Raw genomic sequence first — 15,814 nt, forward strand, 5'->3', positions numbered from 1 at the left:
GCTCGCGGCGGTGCCGGCGGGTCCGCTCGCGGTCGTGTCGCCGAACTTGTCGGTGGGTGTGCCTAGCATGGCGTCCGGGGAGATTCTGGACGCCGAATTTCGATCGAGAAGGGACAGCCGGTGGCGGATCTGTTGACCGTGCGCGGAGCTCGGGAGCACAACCTGAAGGGAGTGGACCTCGACCTGCCACGCGACAGCCTCATCGTGTTCACCGGACTCTCCGGATCCGGTAAATCGAGCCTCGCCTTCGACACCATCTTCGCCGAGGGCCAGCGCCGCTACGTCGAGTCGCTGTCGGCGTACGCGCGCCAGTTCCTGGGGCAGATGGACAAGCCCGATGTGGATTTCATCGAGGGACTCTCCCCGGCGGTGTCGATCGACCAGAAGTCGACCAACCGCAACCCGCGCTCGACCGTCGGCACCATCACCGAGGTCTACGACTATCTGCGCCTGTTGTATGCCCGCGCCGGAACGCCGCACTGCCCGGTCTGCGGTGAGCTGATCGCCAAGCAGACCCCGCAGCAGATCGTGGATCAGGTGCTGGAGATGGAGCCCGGCACCCGCTTCCAGGTGCTGGCTCCGGTGGTGCGGACCCGCAAGGGCGAATTCGTGGACCTGTTCGACCAGCTCAACACCCAGGGCTACTCCCGGGTGCGCGTCGACGGCGTGGTGTATCCGCTCACCGAGCCGCCGAAGCTGAAGAAGCAGGAGAAGCACGACATCGAGGTCGTGATCGACCGGCTGGCGGTGAAGCCGACTTCCAAACAGCGACTGACGGATTCGATCGAGACGGCGCTGCGGCTGGCCGACGGCATCGTGGTCCTGGACTTCGTCGACCGCGACGAGCACGCACACGACCGCGAGCGGCGGTTCTCCGAGAAACTGGCCTGCCCGAACGGTCACCCCCTCGATATCGAGGATCTGGAACCGCGGTCGTTCTCCTTCAACTCGCCCTACGGCGCCTGCCCGGACTGCACCGGTCTCGGCATTCGCAAGGAGGTCGATCCGGAACTGGTGGTACCCGATCCGGAACTGAGCCTCAACGACGGCGCGATCGCCCCGTGGTCGCGCGGGCAGACCGCCGAATACTTCAACCGGTTGCTGTCCGGGCTGTCGGAGGCGATCGGCTTCTCGATGGACGCGCCGTGGAACACGTTGCCGCTCAAGGCCCGTAAGGCGGTGCTCGAGGGCAGCTCCGACCAGGTGCACGTGTCCTACACCAACCGCTACGGCCGCAAGCGGTCCTATTACGCGGATTTCGAGGGCGTGATGCCGTTCCTGCAGCGGCGGCTGGAGAGCACCGAATCCGAGCAGATGAAGGAGCACTACGACGGGTACATGCGCGATGTGCCGTGCCCGGTCTGTAGCGGTGCGCGGCTGCGCCCGGAGATCCTGGCCGTCACGCTCAACGCCGAGGGCGGGCGCCGTTCCATCGCCGAGGTGTGTGATCTCTCGATCCGCGACTGCTCACGCTTCCTGAACTCGCTCGAGCTGGGGGAGCGGGAGGCCGCGATCGCCGGCCAGGTACTCAAGGAGATCCAGGCCCGGCTCGGCTTCCTGCTCGACGTCGGCCTGGAATATCTGACGCTGTCGCGGGCGGCGGCGACGCTGTCCGGCGGTGAAGCGCAGCGGATCCGGCTGGCCACCCAGATCGGCTCGGGACTGGTCGGCGTGCTGTACGTACTGGACGAGCCGTCCATCGGCCTGCACCAGCGCGACAACCGGCGTCTGATCGAAACCCTCACGCGGCTGCGCAATCTCGGCAATACGCTCATCGTGGTCGAACACGACGAGGACACCATCCACTCCTCGGATTGGGTCGTCGACATCGGTCCGCTGGCCGGCGAGCACGGCGGCCAGGTCGTCTACAGCGGTCCGTACCCGGGCCTGCTCGAGGATCCGAACTCGCTGACCGGCGCCTACCTGTCCGGCCGCGAGGTGATCGAGGTGCCGCTGGTGCGCCGGCCGGTGTCGAAGAAGAAGCAGCTCACCGTGGTCGGCGCGAATGAACACAATCTGCGCGGGATCGACGTGGCCTTCCCGCTCGGCGTGCTGACCTCGGTGACGGGCGTCTCCGGCTCCGGGAAGTCGACGCTGGTCAACGACATTCTGGCGACCGTCCTGGCGAACAAGCTCAACGGTGCGCGACAGGTGCCCGGCCGGCACACCCGGATCAACGGGCTCGACCATCTCGACAAGCTGGTGCAGGTCGACCAGTCGCCGATCGGGCGCACCCCGCGCTCGAACCCGGCCACCTACACCGGCGTCTTCGACAAGATCCGCACCCTGTTCGCGGCCACCACCGAGGCCAAGGTGCGCGGCTATCAGCCGGGCCGGTTCTCTTTCAACGTCAAGGGCGGGCGGTGCGAGGCCTGTTCCGGCGACGGCACGTTGAAGATCGAGATGAACTTCCTGCCGGATGTGTACGTGCCCTGCGAGGTGTGCCACGGCGCCCGCTACAACCGGGAAACCCTCGAGGTGCACTACAAGGGCAAGACCATCGCCGAGGTACTCGACATGTCGATCGAGGAGGCGGCCGAATTCTTCGAGCCGGTCACCTCGATCCACCGCTACCTCAAGACGCTGGTCGATGTCGGCCTGGGATATGTGCGGCTGGGCCAGAGCGCTCCGACCTTGTCCGGTGGTGAGGCCCAGCGCGTGAAACTGGCCGCCGAACTGCAGAAGCGCTCGACCGGGCGCACGGTCTACATCCTCGACGAGCCGACCACCGGCCTGCACTTCGAGGACATCCGCAAACTGCTCGCGGTGATCAACGGACTGGTCGACAAGGGCAATACGGTGATCGTCATCGAACACAACCTGGACGTCATCAAGACCTCCGACTGGGTGATCGATATGGGTCCCGAGGGTGGCTCCGGCGGTGGCACCGTGATCGCACAGGGCACGCCGGAAGACGTTGCGGCTGTGGGTGAGAGCTACACCGGTCAGTTCCTGCGCGAGGTACTCGAGAAGCCGGCCACACCGGCGAAGACGTCCAAGGCGAAGAAGGCGCCGGCTGCCAAGGCGGCGGCCGCGAAGCCGGCCGGGCGCCGGAAGGCCGCTGCCGTCGGCTGAGCCCCGAGTAGTGCGCGACGGACCTGCTGGTTTCCGGCGGGTCCGTCGCTTCTCGACGCTGATTCGGTGACATCTGTGCCGCCGTCCGGTATGCCCGATCAGGCGGGACGAACCCTTCTGTCTCTCGACGACTCGGCATCTGCGGGGCTGGTAGGTGCCGGCTCTTCAGACGGCGTCCCAGCTGTCGGCTCCACGGCGGCGGCCGAGCTGCCGGCGCCGGAAGAAGACCTCCTCCACCGAGACCGAACTGGCGGCCACCGCGCCGGCGACCGTGGTCAATCGCGGGTCTTCGCTGCGTTCGTCCAGATGCCATTGCACGCCCGCGCGGCGTTCCGGAGGCAGCATCGCCCAGCGGCTGCCGATCCGCGTCTGCACCGAATGATCGCCCGCCGCAACGATATCCAGCAGGGCGGGCCACAGATCGGCCTCCGTGGCGTGCGAGGGCAGCGCCCCGATGGTGGCGTCGGACTGCTGCGCGAGCATATCGGCTAATGCCGGCCGCATCCTGGGATCGAGCTGTGCCAGGAGGGCGAACAGCCCGCGCCAGGGCGACGGATCGGAGCAGCCCTCCAGCCCCTGCAGCAGGGCGGCGGCCACCGCGGTATCGGTGAATATCGGCAGTGCCGCCATCGCGGCCAGGGCGGGCGGACGCAGGGTGTCGAAGAAGACGGCCATATCGCGCACCGCCCCGCCGTGGATCGCGGTCGTCACCAGATTGCACAGCACGGCGGGCGTTCCGACGCCCAGCACGATATCTCCCACGTCGGCGACGACGTCGGCATCGCAGCGCGCGAAGATCGACAACGCCGCCAGCCGCAATTCCGGCGACCCGTGCAGAACGGTCTGGATCATGCGCGGCATCCGGCGCGCCGGGCCGTTCAGCAACTGGCGCAGCACCGAGGTCAGGGCGCTGGTCGAGAACGCGAACGACGCCGAGAAGATCAGGCCTTCGTCGTCGGGCACGCCGCGCTCCACGGCCTCGATCAACCGTGGCGAGGCGTAGCCGAGAAACGGTCCGGCGGTGATGTAGTCGCGGCGGCGTAGCACCTCGTTGACGATCTGCACGATCGGTTCCGGCGGCGCGATATCGGCCAGTTCGCCGACCGTGCGCGGGTCCAGATACGGCGCGCAGTCGGCCGCGTAGCCGATGCCCAGCAGCGCGACGGTTTCGGCGGCCTTCCTCGGATGGTCGACGCCCACCGCCCCGGCCGCGCGCCCCGTCAACGCCGGCGGCACCAGCTTCTGCACCAGCGGCATCGAGATGCCGAGCGGGATGATCGGCACCAATCTGCTTATCCGCTTGAAGGTTTCGGCATGCTGATCGAAGACGATCGCGGCCATCCGCTGCTGTAATTCGTGCAGATTCCGGGCGCCGAGCCGTTCGAGATGCGCGAGTCGTTCCGGTGGTACGTGCAGGGTGCGGGCGAGCAGGATGAGCTGGGCGCGGGTTACCGGATCCGTCATCAGTCCAGCAGGTTCCCGAACATGATCTTCTTCGCCGGCGTGCGCAGCGGCCGCGGCAGGGCGCTGATCATCGCGTCCACCGACTGCGACAGCGCCTTCGCCTCCTCCTGACGTGCCTGCGTGAACAGCAGCAACAGGTCGGCGCACTCGTGATCGGTCAGTAGATCCGTGGCGGCGGTCGGGCCGCCGAGTTCGTGGTCCAGATCTCTTCTGGCGGTCATGCTGCACCCCGGTATCGTCACGTCTTCCGCTGGAACGTACCCATGAAGACATTCGGCGAATCATAGAAGGCGGCTACCGTGCGGCGAAGGCGAAAATGCCCGCATTGGGGCAAGTCACCGCGGCACGTGGGTGGTGCTCGAGCGCGATAACGACCAACCGGTCCGCATGCCGCCGCCCGTCCGCCGCAGACACCTGCGACGATCGGGATATGGCGATCCCGACCGCATTCACCGAAATCCTCTCCGTCCGCCACCCGATCGTGTCCGCGCCGATGGGTGGGGAAGCGGGCGGGGCGCTGGCCGCCGCGGTGTCCGAGGGGGGCGGCCTGGGGCTCGTCGGTGGCGGTCGCGGCGATCGGGAATGGGTCGAGCGCGAACTGCGACTGGTGCGCGAGAACACCACCGCGCCATGGGGAGTCGGCTTCCTGAGCTGGGCGATCGACCGGGCCGTCCTGGACCACGCGCTGTCGTTCGACCCCGCGGCGGTCCTGTTGTCCTTCGGCGATCCGCTGCCCTTGGCCGCGACCGTCCGGGACGCCGGTGCGGTGTTGATCGCCCAGGTCACCGATGTCGACGAGGCGCGCCGGGCGCTGGACGCGGGCGCGGATGTGCTGGTGGCGCAGGGCAGCGACGCCGGCGGGCACTGCGCCGCCCAGGGCATCGGGACCCTCTCGTTCGTGCCGACGGTCGTCGATCTGGCGGGTGCGGTGCCGGTACTCGCCGCCGGTGGCATCGCCGACGGTCGCGCGATCGCGGCCGCCCTGGCGCTCGGCGCGGCCGGGGCGATGGTGGGTACGCGCTTCCAGGCGACTCACGAGGCCCTGGTGCCCGCCGAACTGGGTAAGGCCCTGGTGGATGCCACCGGCGGCGATACCGAGGTGAACTGGACCCTCGACATCGCGCGCGGCGCGCCGTGGCCGGAGAAGTATCCGGCCCGCACGCTGCGCAACACCTTCATCGACCGGTGGCGCGGTCGCGACGACGAACTGCGCACCGACGAGGCCGCCCTGCGCGAGTACCATGACGCCGCCGCCCGCAACGACCTCACCGCGGTTCCGGTGTGGGCGGGCCAAGCCGTCGACCGGATCACCTCGATCGTCTCGGCCACCGAACTGGTCGGCGTGCTCGCCGCGGAGACGGACGCGGCGCTTCGGCGAATCACGCTGCGCGACAACTGATCCGCCCTCGTCTCGTGGTCGCTCCTCGGTGCCCGCGGGAGTGGTCGCGGTCGGCACACCCAGGCGGTCGCGGCGTTCGATGATCCCCCTCCGGGCGGCAGCCCGCTCGCCCCGATCCGGTCCCTCACGTCGAACGCAGAGGCCGCCGACACAGATCGTGCTGTGCCGGCACCTTGACGGCCGAATGTCTCGTCGGTCATTATGAACACACGTTCATGAACGCTTGTTCATAATAATTCCGAGGAGACCGCGATGACCCACATCGTCAACACCGCACAGTCCGAGGCATGGAACGGATACGAGGGCGAACACTGGGCCGGCCACGCCGACCGCTACGACGCCGTGAACGACGGGATCAACGAGCCTTTGCTGACCGCGGCGCAGGTCGGACCGGGAGATCGCGTCCTCGACATCGGTTGCGGCAACGGCCAATTGACGCGGGCGGCGGCGCGGCGGGCGGCCTCGGCGACAGGTGTCGACCTCTCCGGGCCGATGCTCGCGCGGGCGCGCGTGCTCGCCGAAGCCGAAGGCGTGCAGAATGTTTCGTTCGAGCAGGGCGATGCCCAGGTGTTCGGCTTCGCACCCGGCTCCTACGATGTGGCGATCAGCCGGTTCGGCATCATGTTCTTCGCCGATCCGGTGGCGGCGTTCACCAACATCGCCCGCGCGCTGGGGGCCGGCGGCCGGCTCGCGGTGGCGGTCCCGGCCATGGCGGACTCCGAGATCGCCGGCGTCTTCGCCGCGGCGGCAGCGCATCTGCCCGGCTTCGAGGTGGGGCACGGCTTCAGCGCCTTCGCCGATCCCGCGGCCACCGCCGACCTGCTCGGCGCGGCCGGATTCGCCGGTGTCGGAAACGAACTCGTCGTCACCGACAGCGTCTGGGGCGCGGATGTCGACGATGCCACCGAATTCGTCGTGGGCTGGGGGCCGGTGCGATATCACCGGCTGCGCAACGACTTCGGCACCGATGCCGAGGTCCGGGCAGCCGTCGCCGCCGCGCTCGTGCCGTTCGCCGGTGACGGCCCGGTCCGGTTGCGCGCGGCCTCCCGGCTCGTCACCGCCACCGTCGCACTACCGTAGGTCTCATGTCACCCCGACGGGCGGCGGCACTGCACGACCGCGACGACCACGATCTGCGTGCCCATCTGATCGCCACGGCCGAGAGATTGTTCGCCGAACAGGGCGCCGCCGGGCTCACCGTGCGTGCCATCGCCCGGGCCGCCGGGGTGTCCGACGGGGTGCTCTACAACCATTTCGCCGACAAGGAGGAACTGCTCGCCGCGGCGCTGCGGTCCCATGTCGAATCGGTGGATCGAAGTTTCCCGCCGCTACCCGCCGCGGGCAGCGGCGAGCTCGCGGAGAATCTGGCGGTGTGCCTGCGCCAGGGGCTGGCGCTGCATCAGGCGGTATTGCCGGTATTCGCGGGCCTGCTCGCCCAGCCCGCGGTCCTGGCCAGGTTCGCCGAAACGGAAGGCCGGCAACGGATGTGGCGTGAACAGCTGGTCGACTATCTGCGCGCGGAACGTGATCTGGGCCGAGTGGCGGCCGATGCCGACGTCGATGCGGCCGCCGCCGTCCTGATCGGCATCTGCCACGACGCGGTGCTGTCGTCGTTGCTGTCGGGAACGCCGCGCCCGTTCGTGCCGCCCCCGGTCGACGCCGTCGTCGCCACCCTGCTGTCAGGTATCGCTGTCCGGTGAATTCCGGCGCGGCGCGGCCCCCGTTGTCACGCCGCGCCGAGCAGGACCTCGGCTCAGTAGACCGGCCCGGTGTACTTCTCGCCCGGTCCCGCGCCCGGCGCATCCGGATGCGCCGACGACTCCCGGAACGCGCGTTGCAGCGACTGCAGACCTTCGCGGATGGGGCCGGCGTGCGGGCCCAGATATTCGACCGAGGCCGTCACCAGACCGGCGAGCGCCGTGATGACGCGGCGGGCCTCGTCCAGATCGCGGCGAGGGCTGGAATCGGGATCCTCGTCGGCGAGGCCGAGCTTCTCGGCGGCCGAGCTCATCAGCATCACCGCGGCCCGGCTGATCACCTCGACGGCGGGGATGTCGGCCAGCTCCCGCACCGTTTCCTGATCGGCGGACTCACTCAGGGCCGACGGGTCGGCGGCATGCTCGCTCATATCCGTAGCATGTCATCGAGTTCGCGTCGACGGGTTGCGGGGGCGGCCGATTGGGAGTAGGGGCGCCTGCGGTGTTAAAGTGGTCGGCGACGACCGCCCCGGTCCTGTGCTGGAACCGATCCAGTGCACCGGTTCGGGGCTGTAAGTGGAGCCCGACTCCCACCATCGGCCGGCCTGCGCGCCAGGTTCGATGGTCCGGTCACCCGCCGTTTGCGGCGGGTTCTCGCTCGGATCCGTCCGTGGCGAGGTCGAGGTGGCAGTCCTGTTGGTGGATGCCCGCGGCGACCGGTCGACATTCGGGCCCCGTGGCGGTGAAATACCGCAACGGGGCTTTCGTGTTGGGTATGGGGTTGCAGTTGTTGCTCGCGGTCGTTGGATGACACCGCTTGACCTAGGAGGCCCCATCAGCACTGAGACCCGCATCAACGATCGCATCCGCGTCCCCGAGGTCCGACTCATCGGACCGGGGGGTGAGCAGGTGGGGATCGTGCGTGTTGAAGATGCACTACGCGTCGCCCAAGAGGCTGACCTCGACCTCGTCGAGGTCGCACCGGACGCGCGTCCACCGGTCTGCAAGATCATGGACTACGGCAAGTTCAAGTACGAGACCGCGCAGAAGGCGCGCGAGTCCCGCAAGAACCAGCAGCAGACCGTGATCAAGGAGCAGAAGCTCCGTCCGAAGATCGATGACCACGACTACGCGACCAAGCGGGGACACGTGATGCGGTTCCTCGAGGCCGGGTCGAAGGTCAAGGTCACCATCATGTTCCGTGGTCGCGAGCAGTCGCGTCCCGAACTCGGTTTCCGGCTGCTGCAGCGGCTGGCCTCCGATGTCGCCGACCTCGGCTTCGTGGAGACCTCCGCCAAGCAGGACGGCCGGAACATGACGATGGTCCTCGCACCTCACAAGGGTGCGAAGACCCGGGTGAAGGCGCAGACCGCCGCGCAGCAGACCGCGCAGCGTGGTTCGGCGCCGGGCAGTTCCGCGCCCGCTGGGGGCGACGCTGCGGCCGGTTCGGCGCCCGCGCCGGAAGCCGAAGCGGCCAGCCCGCAGTAAACCGATACAGCACCGGCGGTATCGCACGACGCGATGCCGCCGGAACGAGACAAGATTGAGGAATCCATGCCGAAGATGAAGAGCCACAGCGGCACCTCGAAGCGATTCAAGGTGTCCGGTCGCGGCAAGCTGCTGCGCCAGCAGGCGAACCGTCGCCACCTGCTCGAGCACAAGTCCAGCCGCCGGACTCGTCGTCTGGACGGCACGGAGGTCGTCGCGCCCGCTGACGTCCGTCGCGTGAAGAAGCTGCTCGGTATCTGAGCGCGCTCGCGCACCGTTCCCTCTCCCAACCTGTGGGCGCCGCCGCGCCCCTCGATCGAACAAGGACTGACCAGTGGCACGCGTCAAAAGGGCCGTCAACGCTCAGAAGAAGCGCCGTTCCGTGCTCGAGGCCTCCAAGGGCTACCGCGGGCAGCGCTCGCGGCTGTACCGCAAGGCCAAGGAACAGCAGCTGCACTCGCTCACCTACGCCTACCGGGACCGCCGGGCGCGCAAGGGTGACTTCCGCAAGCTGTGGATCGCGCGCATCAACGCCGCGGCTCGGCTCAACGACATCACCTACAACCGCTTCATCCAGGGCCTGAAGGCCGCGGGCGTCGAGGTCGACCGCAAGATCCTCGCCGAGCTCGCCGTCTCCGACGCCGAGGCGTTCGCCGGCCTGGTGGCGGTGGCCAAGGCCGCCCTGCCGGAGGATGTCAACGCCCCGGCCGCCTGAGCTGCGACCAGTTGACCAACACGTCGAAACGACCCGCGGAGCGCGGCTCCGACGACCGGACGAATCCGGAACTGTCGGAACGCAACCCGCGGGTCGTTTCCGCTGTCAAACTGCACCGCTCCGCATCGCGCCGCAAAACCGGCCTGTTCCTGGCCGAGGGCGCCAATTCCGTGGCCGCGGCCCTGGATACCGAGCGGGTCGAGGAGCTGTTCTACTCGAGTCGGGCCGCCGAACGCGAACACGAACTGGTGGCCACGGCCGCCGCGCAGGGCGTGCGCACCAGCCTGGTGAGTGAGCGGGCCGCCGAACATCTGGGGGAGACCGTCACGCCGCCGGGGTTGGTGGCGGTGTGCCGGCTCGTCGATGTGCCGCTGGGGCAGGTGCTTTCGGGCACCGTGGAGACGCGCGGAGCCGAAGGCCGAGCGGCTACTTCTCGCATGCTGGCGGTGCCGGTCGAGATGTCCGATCCGGGTAATGCGGGAACTCTGATTCGCGTGGCCGATGCCGTCGGCGCGAACGGTGTCGTGCTGGCCGGTGATTCGGTGGATCCGCACAACGGCAAATGTGTGCGCGCCTGCGCGGGCAGCCTGTTCCACGTCCCGATCGCGCGCGACCGCGATGTCGATGCGGTGTTGACGACCCTGCGCGACAACGACATCACCGTCCTGGCTACCACCGCGCGCGGTGAGGTCGACCTCGACGACGCCGACGAGCTGCTCCGCTCCGCGGGCGAATCCGGCGGCACCGCATGGCTTTTCGGTAACGAGGCGCACGGCCTGGACCCGGCCGTCGCCGCCCGCGCCGACCACCGCATCCGCATCCCCATCCACGGCCGCGCGGAAAGCCTGAATCTGGCCGCCGCCGCCTCGATCTGCCTCTACGCCGACGCCCGGGTACGGCACCGCCCATAGCACCCGCTCAACTCCAGCGCGACCGCCACGGTGCCCCGGTCGGTCACGCAGATCGTGCCGGACCGGACTGGTCCCGAATACGACTGTGGGCGCCGGATATTCGTATCCGGCGCCCACACTGTCGCCGATCAGTCGCGCGGGTGCGCCAACTCGATCACGTGGTCGTCACCGGTGCCCGCGGCCAGGGTCAGCGTGGAGGCGGTCGCCGGGTAACCGGCCGCCACCACCGTGTAGTCGCCGACCGCCAGATTGGCGAACAGGTAGCTGCCGTCCGAGTCGGTGGTGGTGCTGTCGATCACCGCACCCCCCGCGTCGACGAGGGTCACCCGGGCATCGCGCAGCGGACCGTGGGCGCCGTGCACGACACCCCGCAGTTGCGCGCCGCGCGAGAGCGCCACGTCGAGCTGGGTGATGCCCTGGCCGGCGACCTCCGCCGGCAACGCGACCGGCTGGAACGTGGCGGCGTTGACCGCGACGGTCACCGGTCCGGGAACCAGTTCGGTCAGCGCGTAGTCGCCCTCGGGGCCGGACGCGGCCGCCGCCAGGACGTCACCGCGGCTGTCGGTGACGATCACCAGCGCATCGGCCACCGGTGTGCCGTCGTCGGCCGCTCGCACGGTGCCGGCCAATCCGCTCATACCGCTCAGGCGCACATCGTGTTCCAGCGGTCGCGTACCCACGGTGATCGGCGTGGCCTGCGGCTGGAAACCGTCGGCCGAGGCGATCAGCACATAGGATCCGGGCTCCGGTGCGTCGAGCGCGTAGTGCCCGTCGCCGCGGGCGATGGCACGACCGATCTGGCGGCCGGTGGGGGAGATCAGGGTGAGCGCGGTGCGTGTCACCGGTGAGCCGTCACCGGCCTGCACGCGGCCGTGGATCGTGATTCCGGTGCTCACGAACTCCTCCGGCACCAGGCCCGAGGCGTCCTCGGCCATGATCTGTGCCGGGAGCACCGGCTCCGGTCCCGATTCGGCGGACTGGGCCAGCGCGCCGGTGGTCCGCAGCGCGACCTCCTTGATGAACAGGGTCAACAGGAAGGCGACGAGCGCGATCGGCGCCGCGATGAGGAACACATCGGCGATGCCGTGACCGTAGCCGTCCTCGACGACCGTGCGGACCGGGCCGGGCAGGGCGGAGATGTCCGGGATCTGGTTGCCACCGCCCATGGCTCGGGCCGCGGCCGGGTTCAGATGGCTCAGCCCGTCGCTGATGTAGTCCTTCACCCGTTCGGCCATCACCGCGCCGAGCGCCGAGACGCCGATCGCACCGCCGAGGCTGCGGAAGAACGTGACCAGCGAACTGGCCGCGCCGAGTTCGTGCGGCGCCACCTGATTCTGGGTGCACAGCACCAGGTTCTGCATCGTCATACCGATGCCCAGGCCCATCAAGGCCATGTAGATCGCGACCAGCCAGTAGTTGGTGTCGTAGCGGATGGTGCCGAGCAGGCCCAGTCCGGCGGTTACCAGGAAGCCGCCGGTGACCAGCCACGCCTTCCACCGTCCGGTGCGGGTGATGATCTGGCCCGACACCGTGGAGGAGATGAACAGGCCGCCGATCATCGGGATGGTCATGATGCCCGACATCGTGGGCGATTCGCCGCGCGCCAGCTGGAAGTACTGGCTGAAGAACACGGTGCCCGCGAACATCGCGACACCGATGAACAGCGAGGCGGCCGAGGCGAGGCTGATGGTGCGGTTGGCGAACAGGTGCATCGGCACGATCGGCTCGGCGGCCCGCAGTTCGGCGAAGACGAACAGCACGGCCAGTGCGACGGCGCCGAGCACCATCACCAGGGTCTGCCAGGAGGCCCATGCGTACTTGTCGCCGGCGAAGGTGACCCACACCAGCAGCAGGCACACCGCCGCGGTGACGAGAAATGCGCCCAGCCAGTCGACCTTCACCTCGCGCCGGGTGACAGGCAGACGCAGCGTGCGCTGCAGCACGATCAGGGCGACCACCGCGAACGGCACACCGACGTAGAAGCACCAGCGCCAGCCCAGCCAGCTGGTGTCGGTGATCACACCGCCGAGCAGCGGGCCGCCGACGGTCGCCACCGCGAACACCGCGCCCAGGTAGCCGCTGTAGCGGCCGCGTTCGCGCGGGGAGATCATCGCGGCCATCACGATCTGGGCCAGCGCGGACAGACCGCCCGCGCCGATGCCCTGCACCGCGCGGCAGGCGATCAGCATGCCCGGATTCTGCGACAGGCCCGCGACCACCGAACCGGCCACGTAGATCAGCAGGGCGATCTGAACCAGCGCCTTCTTGCTGAACAGGTCGGCGAGTTTGCCCCACAGCGGGGTGGTGGCCGTCATCGCGAGCAGGGAGGCGGTGACGACCCAGGTGTAGGCGGACTGTCCACCGCCCAGCGTGCCGATGATCTTCGGCAGCGCGTTGGTCACGATCGTGGAGGAGATGATCGCGACGAACATGCCCAGCAGCAGGCCGGACAGGGCCTCCATGATCTGCCGGTGCGTCATCGCCGCCGTTTCACCCGACTCCGGGGATCTGCGCGCGGCGTCGTTCGCAGAGGTGATTGCCATCGTTCTCTTTCCGGAAGCGGTCGATGCGGCGGTCGGCCGGTGGGGCCGATGTCGCCGCAGCAAGAGGTGTTCGGGGGATATCAAACAAGTTGATTAACGAAAGTAACTATAATCCTGTGAGAACGCTGCGCAAAGGCCGAAGGGGCGGTGTGCTCGATCACATCGGCGCAGAGGCGGCGAAACGCCTGGTCAGTCGTCCTGGAGGCAGGCGTTGATTTCCTCGGCCCAGCGGGTCGGCACCGCATCGGGGCCGATCACCTGCATGGCCGTCATCACTGTGATGAGCATGCCGGTGGCCATGAATTGACGGGCGTCGTCGGCATCGGCGCCGGTGAGTTCGCGAACCAGTTCGTAGATGCGGCCGAAACGCTCGCGGACGTGGTCGCCGATCGCCGGATCGGCGCTGGCGGAGAAGCCGTGCAACATGAGGAGCGGCAATTCCCGTTCGGCGAGGAAGGTCTCGTATCCCTTGCCGAGTGCCTGCAAGGCTTCCTGGGCGGTCGCGTTCGCCGGCGCGTCGGCGCGCGCCGCGCGGAAGACCTCTTCGATCCGCCCGCAGGCCTGGTTGACCGCGGCGACGAACAATCGTTCCTTGGTGCCGAACAGCCGGATCACGTAGGGCTGCGACACTCCGGCGAGCCGGGCTATCTCGTCGGTTTTCGTTGCGGCGTAACCGGTTTCGGCGAACGCGGTGACCGCGGCGGCCAGTACCTGCTCGCTGCGCTCGGCTGCGGTCAGGCGCGTGCGGGTCGAGTCCGCCATGGTCCTCCTTACGTCGTCCGACGGTCACGGTAGCGCGGTGCGAGCGGGCGTAGAGCCCGGCATCGCCACCTGTTGACATGTTATCAGCGAATGCATACTCTTTCGACATCAAGTTATCAGTCGATAACAACAAAGGATCTGCGATGACCACCACCCTCGAAACCACCCCCCGCGCCGGCTCCTCCGGCGCCACCACCAGGCCGCTCGGCGCGATCCTCGCCGCCGTCGGCATTCCGATGTTCATGGTCACCCTGGACAATCTGGTCGTCACGAACGCGCTCCCGGTGATCCGCACGGAACTGGGCGCGTCCCTGGCCGACCTGCAATGGTTCGTCAACGCCTACACGCTGTCTTTCGCGTCGCTGCTGCTCACCGCCTCGGCGCTGGGCGACCGCTTCGGCCGCCGCCGGATGTACCTGTCGGGAATCGCCCTGTTCACCCTCGCGTCGGCGGCATGCGCGCTGGCGACCGAGCCGTGGATGCTCATCCTCGCCCGGGCGATACAGGGCTTCGGTGGCGCCGCGGTCATGCCGCTGTCGCTGACGCTGCTGGCGAATGCGGTGCCGGTCGCCAAGCGCAGCGCGGCCATCGGGATCTGGGGTGGTATCTCCGGACTCGGAATCGCCGTCGGCCCGGTGGTCGGCGGCCTGGTGGTCGACGGGCTGAGCTGGCAGTGGATCTTCTGGCTCAATGTGCCGATCGGATTGCTGGCCCTGCCTTTCGTGGCGCGAGTGCTCGGCGAATCCTTCGGCGGCGGTCGGCGTCTGGACCCGGTGGGGCTGGTGCTCTCGGCCGGTGGCGTGCTCTCGATCGTCTGGGGCGTGGTGCACGGTGCCGACGACGGCTGGACCTCGGCGCCGGTGCTGGCCACGCTGTTCGCCGGCGCCCTGGCCCTGATCGCGTTCGTCGGATGGGAACTGCGCTCGCCGGCGCCGATGCTGCCGATGCGGCTGTTCCGCTCCCGGGCGTTCGCGGTGATGAACGTGTCGGCGTTCGCGTTCGCGGTCGGTGTCTTCGGTTCGATCTTCCTGCTCGCCCAGTTCTTCCAGGTGGTCCAGGGATACTCACCGCTGGCGGCCGGAGTGCGGACGCTGCCGTGGACGATGGCGCCGATGGTCGTCGCGCCGCTGGCGGGCCTGGTGGTCGACCGGATCGGCGCGCGAACCCTCATCGTGGCCGGGCAGGTGTTCCAGGCGGCCGCGCTGGCCTGGATCGGTGCGATCGTCACCGCCGACATGTCCTACGCCGCGCTCATCGGGCCGTTCCTGCTCGCTGGTATCGGCATGGGCCTGACCTTCGCGCCCGGGTCGACCGTCGTGATGGCCAGTGCCCCGCCTGCCGATCAGGGGGTCGCGTCCGGGACCAACAACACCATCCGCGAGGTCGGTGTGGCGATGGGTGTCGCGATACTGGCGTCGATCTTCGCGTCCTACGGTTCGTACCTCAGCCCGGCCGATTTCGTCGCCGGCATGGCGCCGGCGGTGCGGGTGGGCGCGGTGGTCGTGGCGCTCGGCGCGTGCGCGACGGCGCTGCTGCCGCGTCGGATCGTTCCGGTCGGGTGAGGCAGTCCCAGTAGGGACACGCGCACCGCTCGAATGTCCGGGCGGTGCGCTTGTCGTATCGGTCTGCGTGTGCCGGAAATATCCGTGTGAGGCGGCCTGCCGACATCGCCTACGATTCGACCAGCGACAATAGTTGGCAGCGCGGAGTCGTGTATCGCATGTGGCGATGCCGATGCGCGTGAGTAGGTAACCGCACGG

Annotated in this window: 14 protein-coding genes; 9 read left to right on the forward strand and 5 right to left on the reverse strand. The window is 68.6% G+C overall.

Translation table 11 applies throughout. The features are described 5' to 3' along the window. Positions 1-120 precede the first annotated feature (120 nt). Positions 121-3,075: an excinuclease ABC subunit UvrA gene (gene uvrA / locus AC5592_RS17060; protein WP_063064797.1), complete on the forward strand. Its 2,955-nt coding sequence runs from the start codon at positions 121-123 to the stop codon at positions 3,073-3,075. A gap of 165 nt (positions 3,076-3,240) precedes the next feature. Here the strand turns inward: uvrA and AC5592_RS17065 are convergent, their stop codons facing one another. Then, a complete protein-coding gene (locus AC5592_RS17065) occupies positions 3,241-4,539 on the reverse strand; it encodes a hypothetical protein (RefSeq protein WP_063064798.1) in 1,299 nt (432 codons plus the stop codon). Then, a complete protein-coding gene (locus AC5592_RS17070) occupies positions 4,539-4,760 on the reverse strand; it encodes a hypothetical protein (RefSeq protein ID WP_036500635.1) in 222 nt (73 codons plus the stop codon). Before AC5592_RS17070 ends, AC5592_RS17065 begins: the two co-directional genes overlap by 1 nt. 209 nt (positions 4,761-4,969) lie before the next feature. Between AC5592_RS17070 and AC5592_RS17075 the strand changes: the two genes are divergently transcribed. From AC5592_RS17075 to AC5592_RS17085, 3 genes are all read left to right on the forward strand, one after another. Continuing rightward, positions 4,970-5,938, forward strand: a complete 969-nt coding sequence (locus AC5592_RS17075; protein ID WP_063064799.1) for an NAD(P)H-dependent flavin oxidoreductase — start codon at positions 4,970-4,972, stop codon at positions 5,936-5,938. Positions 5,939-6,190: 252 nt separating this feature from the next. After that, positions 6,191-7,018, forward strand: coding sequence for a class I SAM-dependent methyltransferase (locus AC5592_RS17080; RefSeq protein WP_063064800.1), 828 nt, complete (start codon positions 6,191-6,193; stop codon positions 7,016-7,018). Between the two features lie 5 nt (positions 7,019-7,023). Next, positions 7,024-7,638: a TetR/AcrR family transcriptional regulator gene (locus AC5592_RS17085; protein ID WP_036500640.1), complete on the forward strand. Its 615-nt coding sequence runs from the start codon at positions 7,024-7,026 to the stop codon at positions 7,636-7,638. A gap of 53 nt (positions 7,639-7,691) precedes the next feature. Here AC5592_RS17085 and AC5592_RS17090 read toward each other — a convergent pair whose 3' ends face one another. Beyond that, positions 7,692-8,066, reverse strand: a complete 375-nt coding sequence (locus AC5592_RS17090; RefSeq protein ID WP_051024526.1) for a DUF1844 domain-containing protein — start codon at positions 8,064-8,066, stop codon at positions 7,692-7,694. A 376-nt stretch (positions 8,067-8,442) separates the two neighbouring features. Between AC5592_RS17090 and infC the strand changes: the two genes are divergently transcribed. From infC to AC5592_RS17110, 4 genes are all read left to right on the forward strand, one after another. Further along, the gene (gene infC / locus AC5592_RS17095; protein WP_036500642.1) at positions 8,443-9,123 is read left to right on the forward strand and encodes a translation initiation factor IF-3; all 681 of its coding nucleotides are present in this window, start codon (positions 8,443-8,445) and stop codon (positions 9,121-9,123) included. Positions 9,124-9,189: 66 nt separating this feature from the next. Then, a complete protein-coding gene (rpmI, locus tag AC5592_RS17100) occupies positions 9,190-9,384 on the forward strand; it encodes a 50S ribosomal protein L35 (RefSeq protein WP_030518931.1) in 195 nt (64 codons plus the stop codon). Positions 9,385-9,457: 73 nt separating this feature from the next. Next, positions 9,458-9,838: a 50S ribosomal protein L20 gene (gene rplT / locus AC5592_RS17105; protein WP_025348785.1), complete on the forward strand. Its 381-nt coding sequence runs from the start codon at positions 9,458-9,460 to the stop codon at positions 9,836-9,838. Between the two features lie 71 nt (positions 9,839-9,909). Beyond that, a complete protein-coding gene (locus tag AC5592_RS17110) occupies positions 9,910-10,749 on the forward strand; it encodes a TrmH family RNA methyltransferase (protein WP_063064846.1) in 840 nt (279 codons plus the stop codon). 128 nt (positions 10,750-10,877) lie between these two features. Here AC5592_RS17110 and AC5592_RS17115 read toward each other — a convergent pair whose 3' ends face one another. Both AC5592_RS17115 and AC5592_RS17120 read right to left on the reverse strand, forming a co-directional pair. Then, positions 10,878-13,292 carry an MFS transporter gene (locus tag AC5592_RS17115; RefSeq protein WP_198163866.1) on the reverse strand — a complete coding sequence of 805 codons (2,415 nt, stop codon included), beginning with the start codon at positions 13,290-13,292 and terminating at the stop codon, positions 10,878-10,880. 189 nt (positions 13,293-13,481) lie between these two features. Beyond that, positions 13,482-14,054 (reverse strand): TetR/AcrR family transcriptional regulator, encoded by a 573-nt coding sequence (locus AC5592_RS17120; RefSeq protein WP_063064801.1) that lies wholly within the window; start codon positions 14,052-14,054, stop codon positions 13,482-13,484. Positions 14,055-14,197: 143 nt separating this feature from the next. On the opposite strand from AC5592_RS17120, the gene AC5592_RS17125 reads away from it, so the two are divergent. After that, complete coding sequence (locus AC5592_RS17125) at positions 14,198-15,616, forward strand: DHA2 family efflux MFS transporter permease subunit (RefSeq protein WP_063064802.1); 1,419 nt, start codon at positions 14,198-14,200, stop codon at positions 15,614-15,616. Positions 15,617-15,814 lie beyond the last annotated feature (198 nt).

This window comes from Nocardia violaceofusca NBRC 14427 (genome assembly GCF_963869435.1).
Lineage (GTDB): Bacteria > Actinomycetota > Actinomycetes > Mycobacteriales > Mycobacteriaceae > Nocardia > Nocardia aobensis.

What these genes read in the sequence shown, in the direction of transcription:
- AC5592_RS17085 (WP_036500640.1), top strand. Translation starts at nt 7,024, where the DNA reads ATGTCACCCCGACGGGCGGCGGCACTGCACGACCGCGACGACCACGAT.
- AC5592_RS17070 (WP_036500635.1), bottom strand. Translation starts at nt 4,760, where the DNA reads ATGACCGCCAGAAGAGATCTGGACCACGAACTCGGCGGCCCGACCGCC.
- AC5592_RS17125 (WP_063064802.1), top strand. Translation starts at nt 14,198, where the DNA reads ATGACCACCACCCTCGAAACCACCCCCCGCGCCGGCTCCTCCGGCGCC.
- rpmI (WP_030518931.1), top strand. Translation starts at nt 9,190, where the DNA reads ATGCCGAAGATGAAGAGCCACAGCGGCACCTCGAAGCGATTCAAGGTG.
- AC5592_RS17075 (WP_063064799.1), top strand. Translation starts at nt 4,970, where the DNA reads ATGGCGATCCCGACCGCATTCACCGAAATCCTCTCCGTCCGCCACCCG.
- AC5592_RS17090 (WP_051024526.1), bottom strand. Translation starts at nt 8,066, where the DNA reads ATGAGCGAGCATGCCGCCGACCCGTCGGCCCTGAGTGAGTCCGCCGAT.
- infC (WP_036500642.1), top strand. Translation starts at nt 8,443, where the DNA reads ATGACACCGCTTGACCTAGGAGGCCCCATCAGCACTGAGACCCGCATC.
- AC5592_RS17115 (WP_198163866.1), bottom strand. Translation starts at nt 13,292, where the DNA reads ATGGCAATCACCTCTGCGAACGACGCCGCGCGCAGATCCCCGGAGTCG.
- AC5592_RS17080 (WP_063064800.1), top strand. Translation starts at nt 6,191, where the DNA reads ATGACCCACATCGTCAACACCGCACAGTCCGAGGCATGGAACGGATAC.
- AC5592_RS17120 (WP_063064801.1), bottom strand. Translation starts at nt 14,054, where the DNA reads ATGGCGGACTCGACCCGCACGCGCCTGACCGCAGCCGAGCGCAGCGAG.
- AC5592_RS17065 (WP_063064798.1), bottom strand. Translation starts at nt 4,539, where the DNA reads ATGACGGATCCGGTAACCCGCGCCCAGCTCATCCTGCTCGCCCGCACC.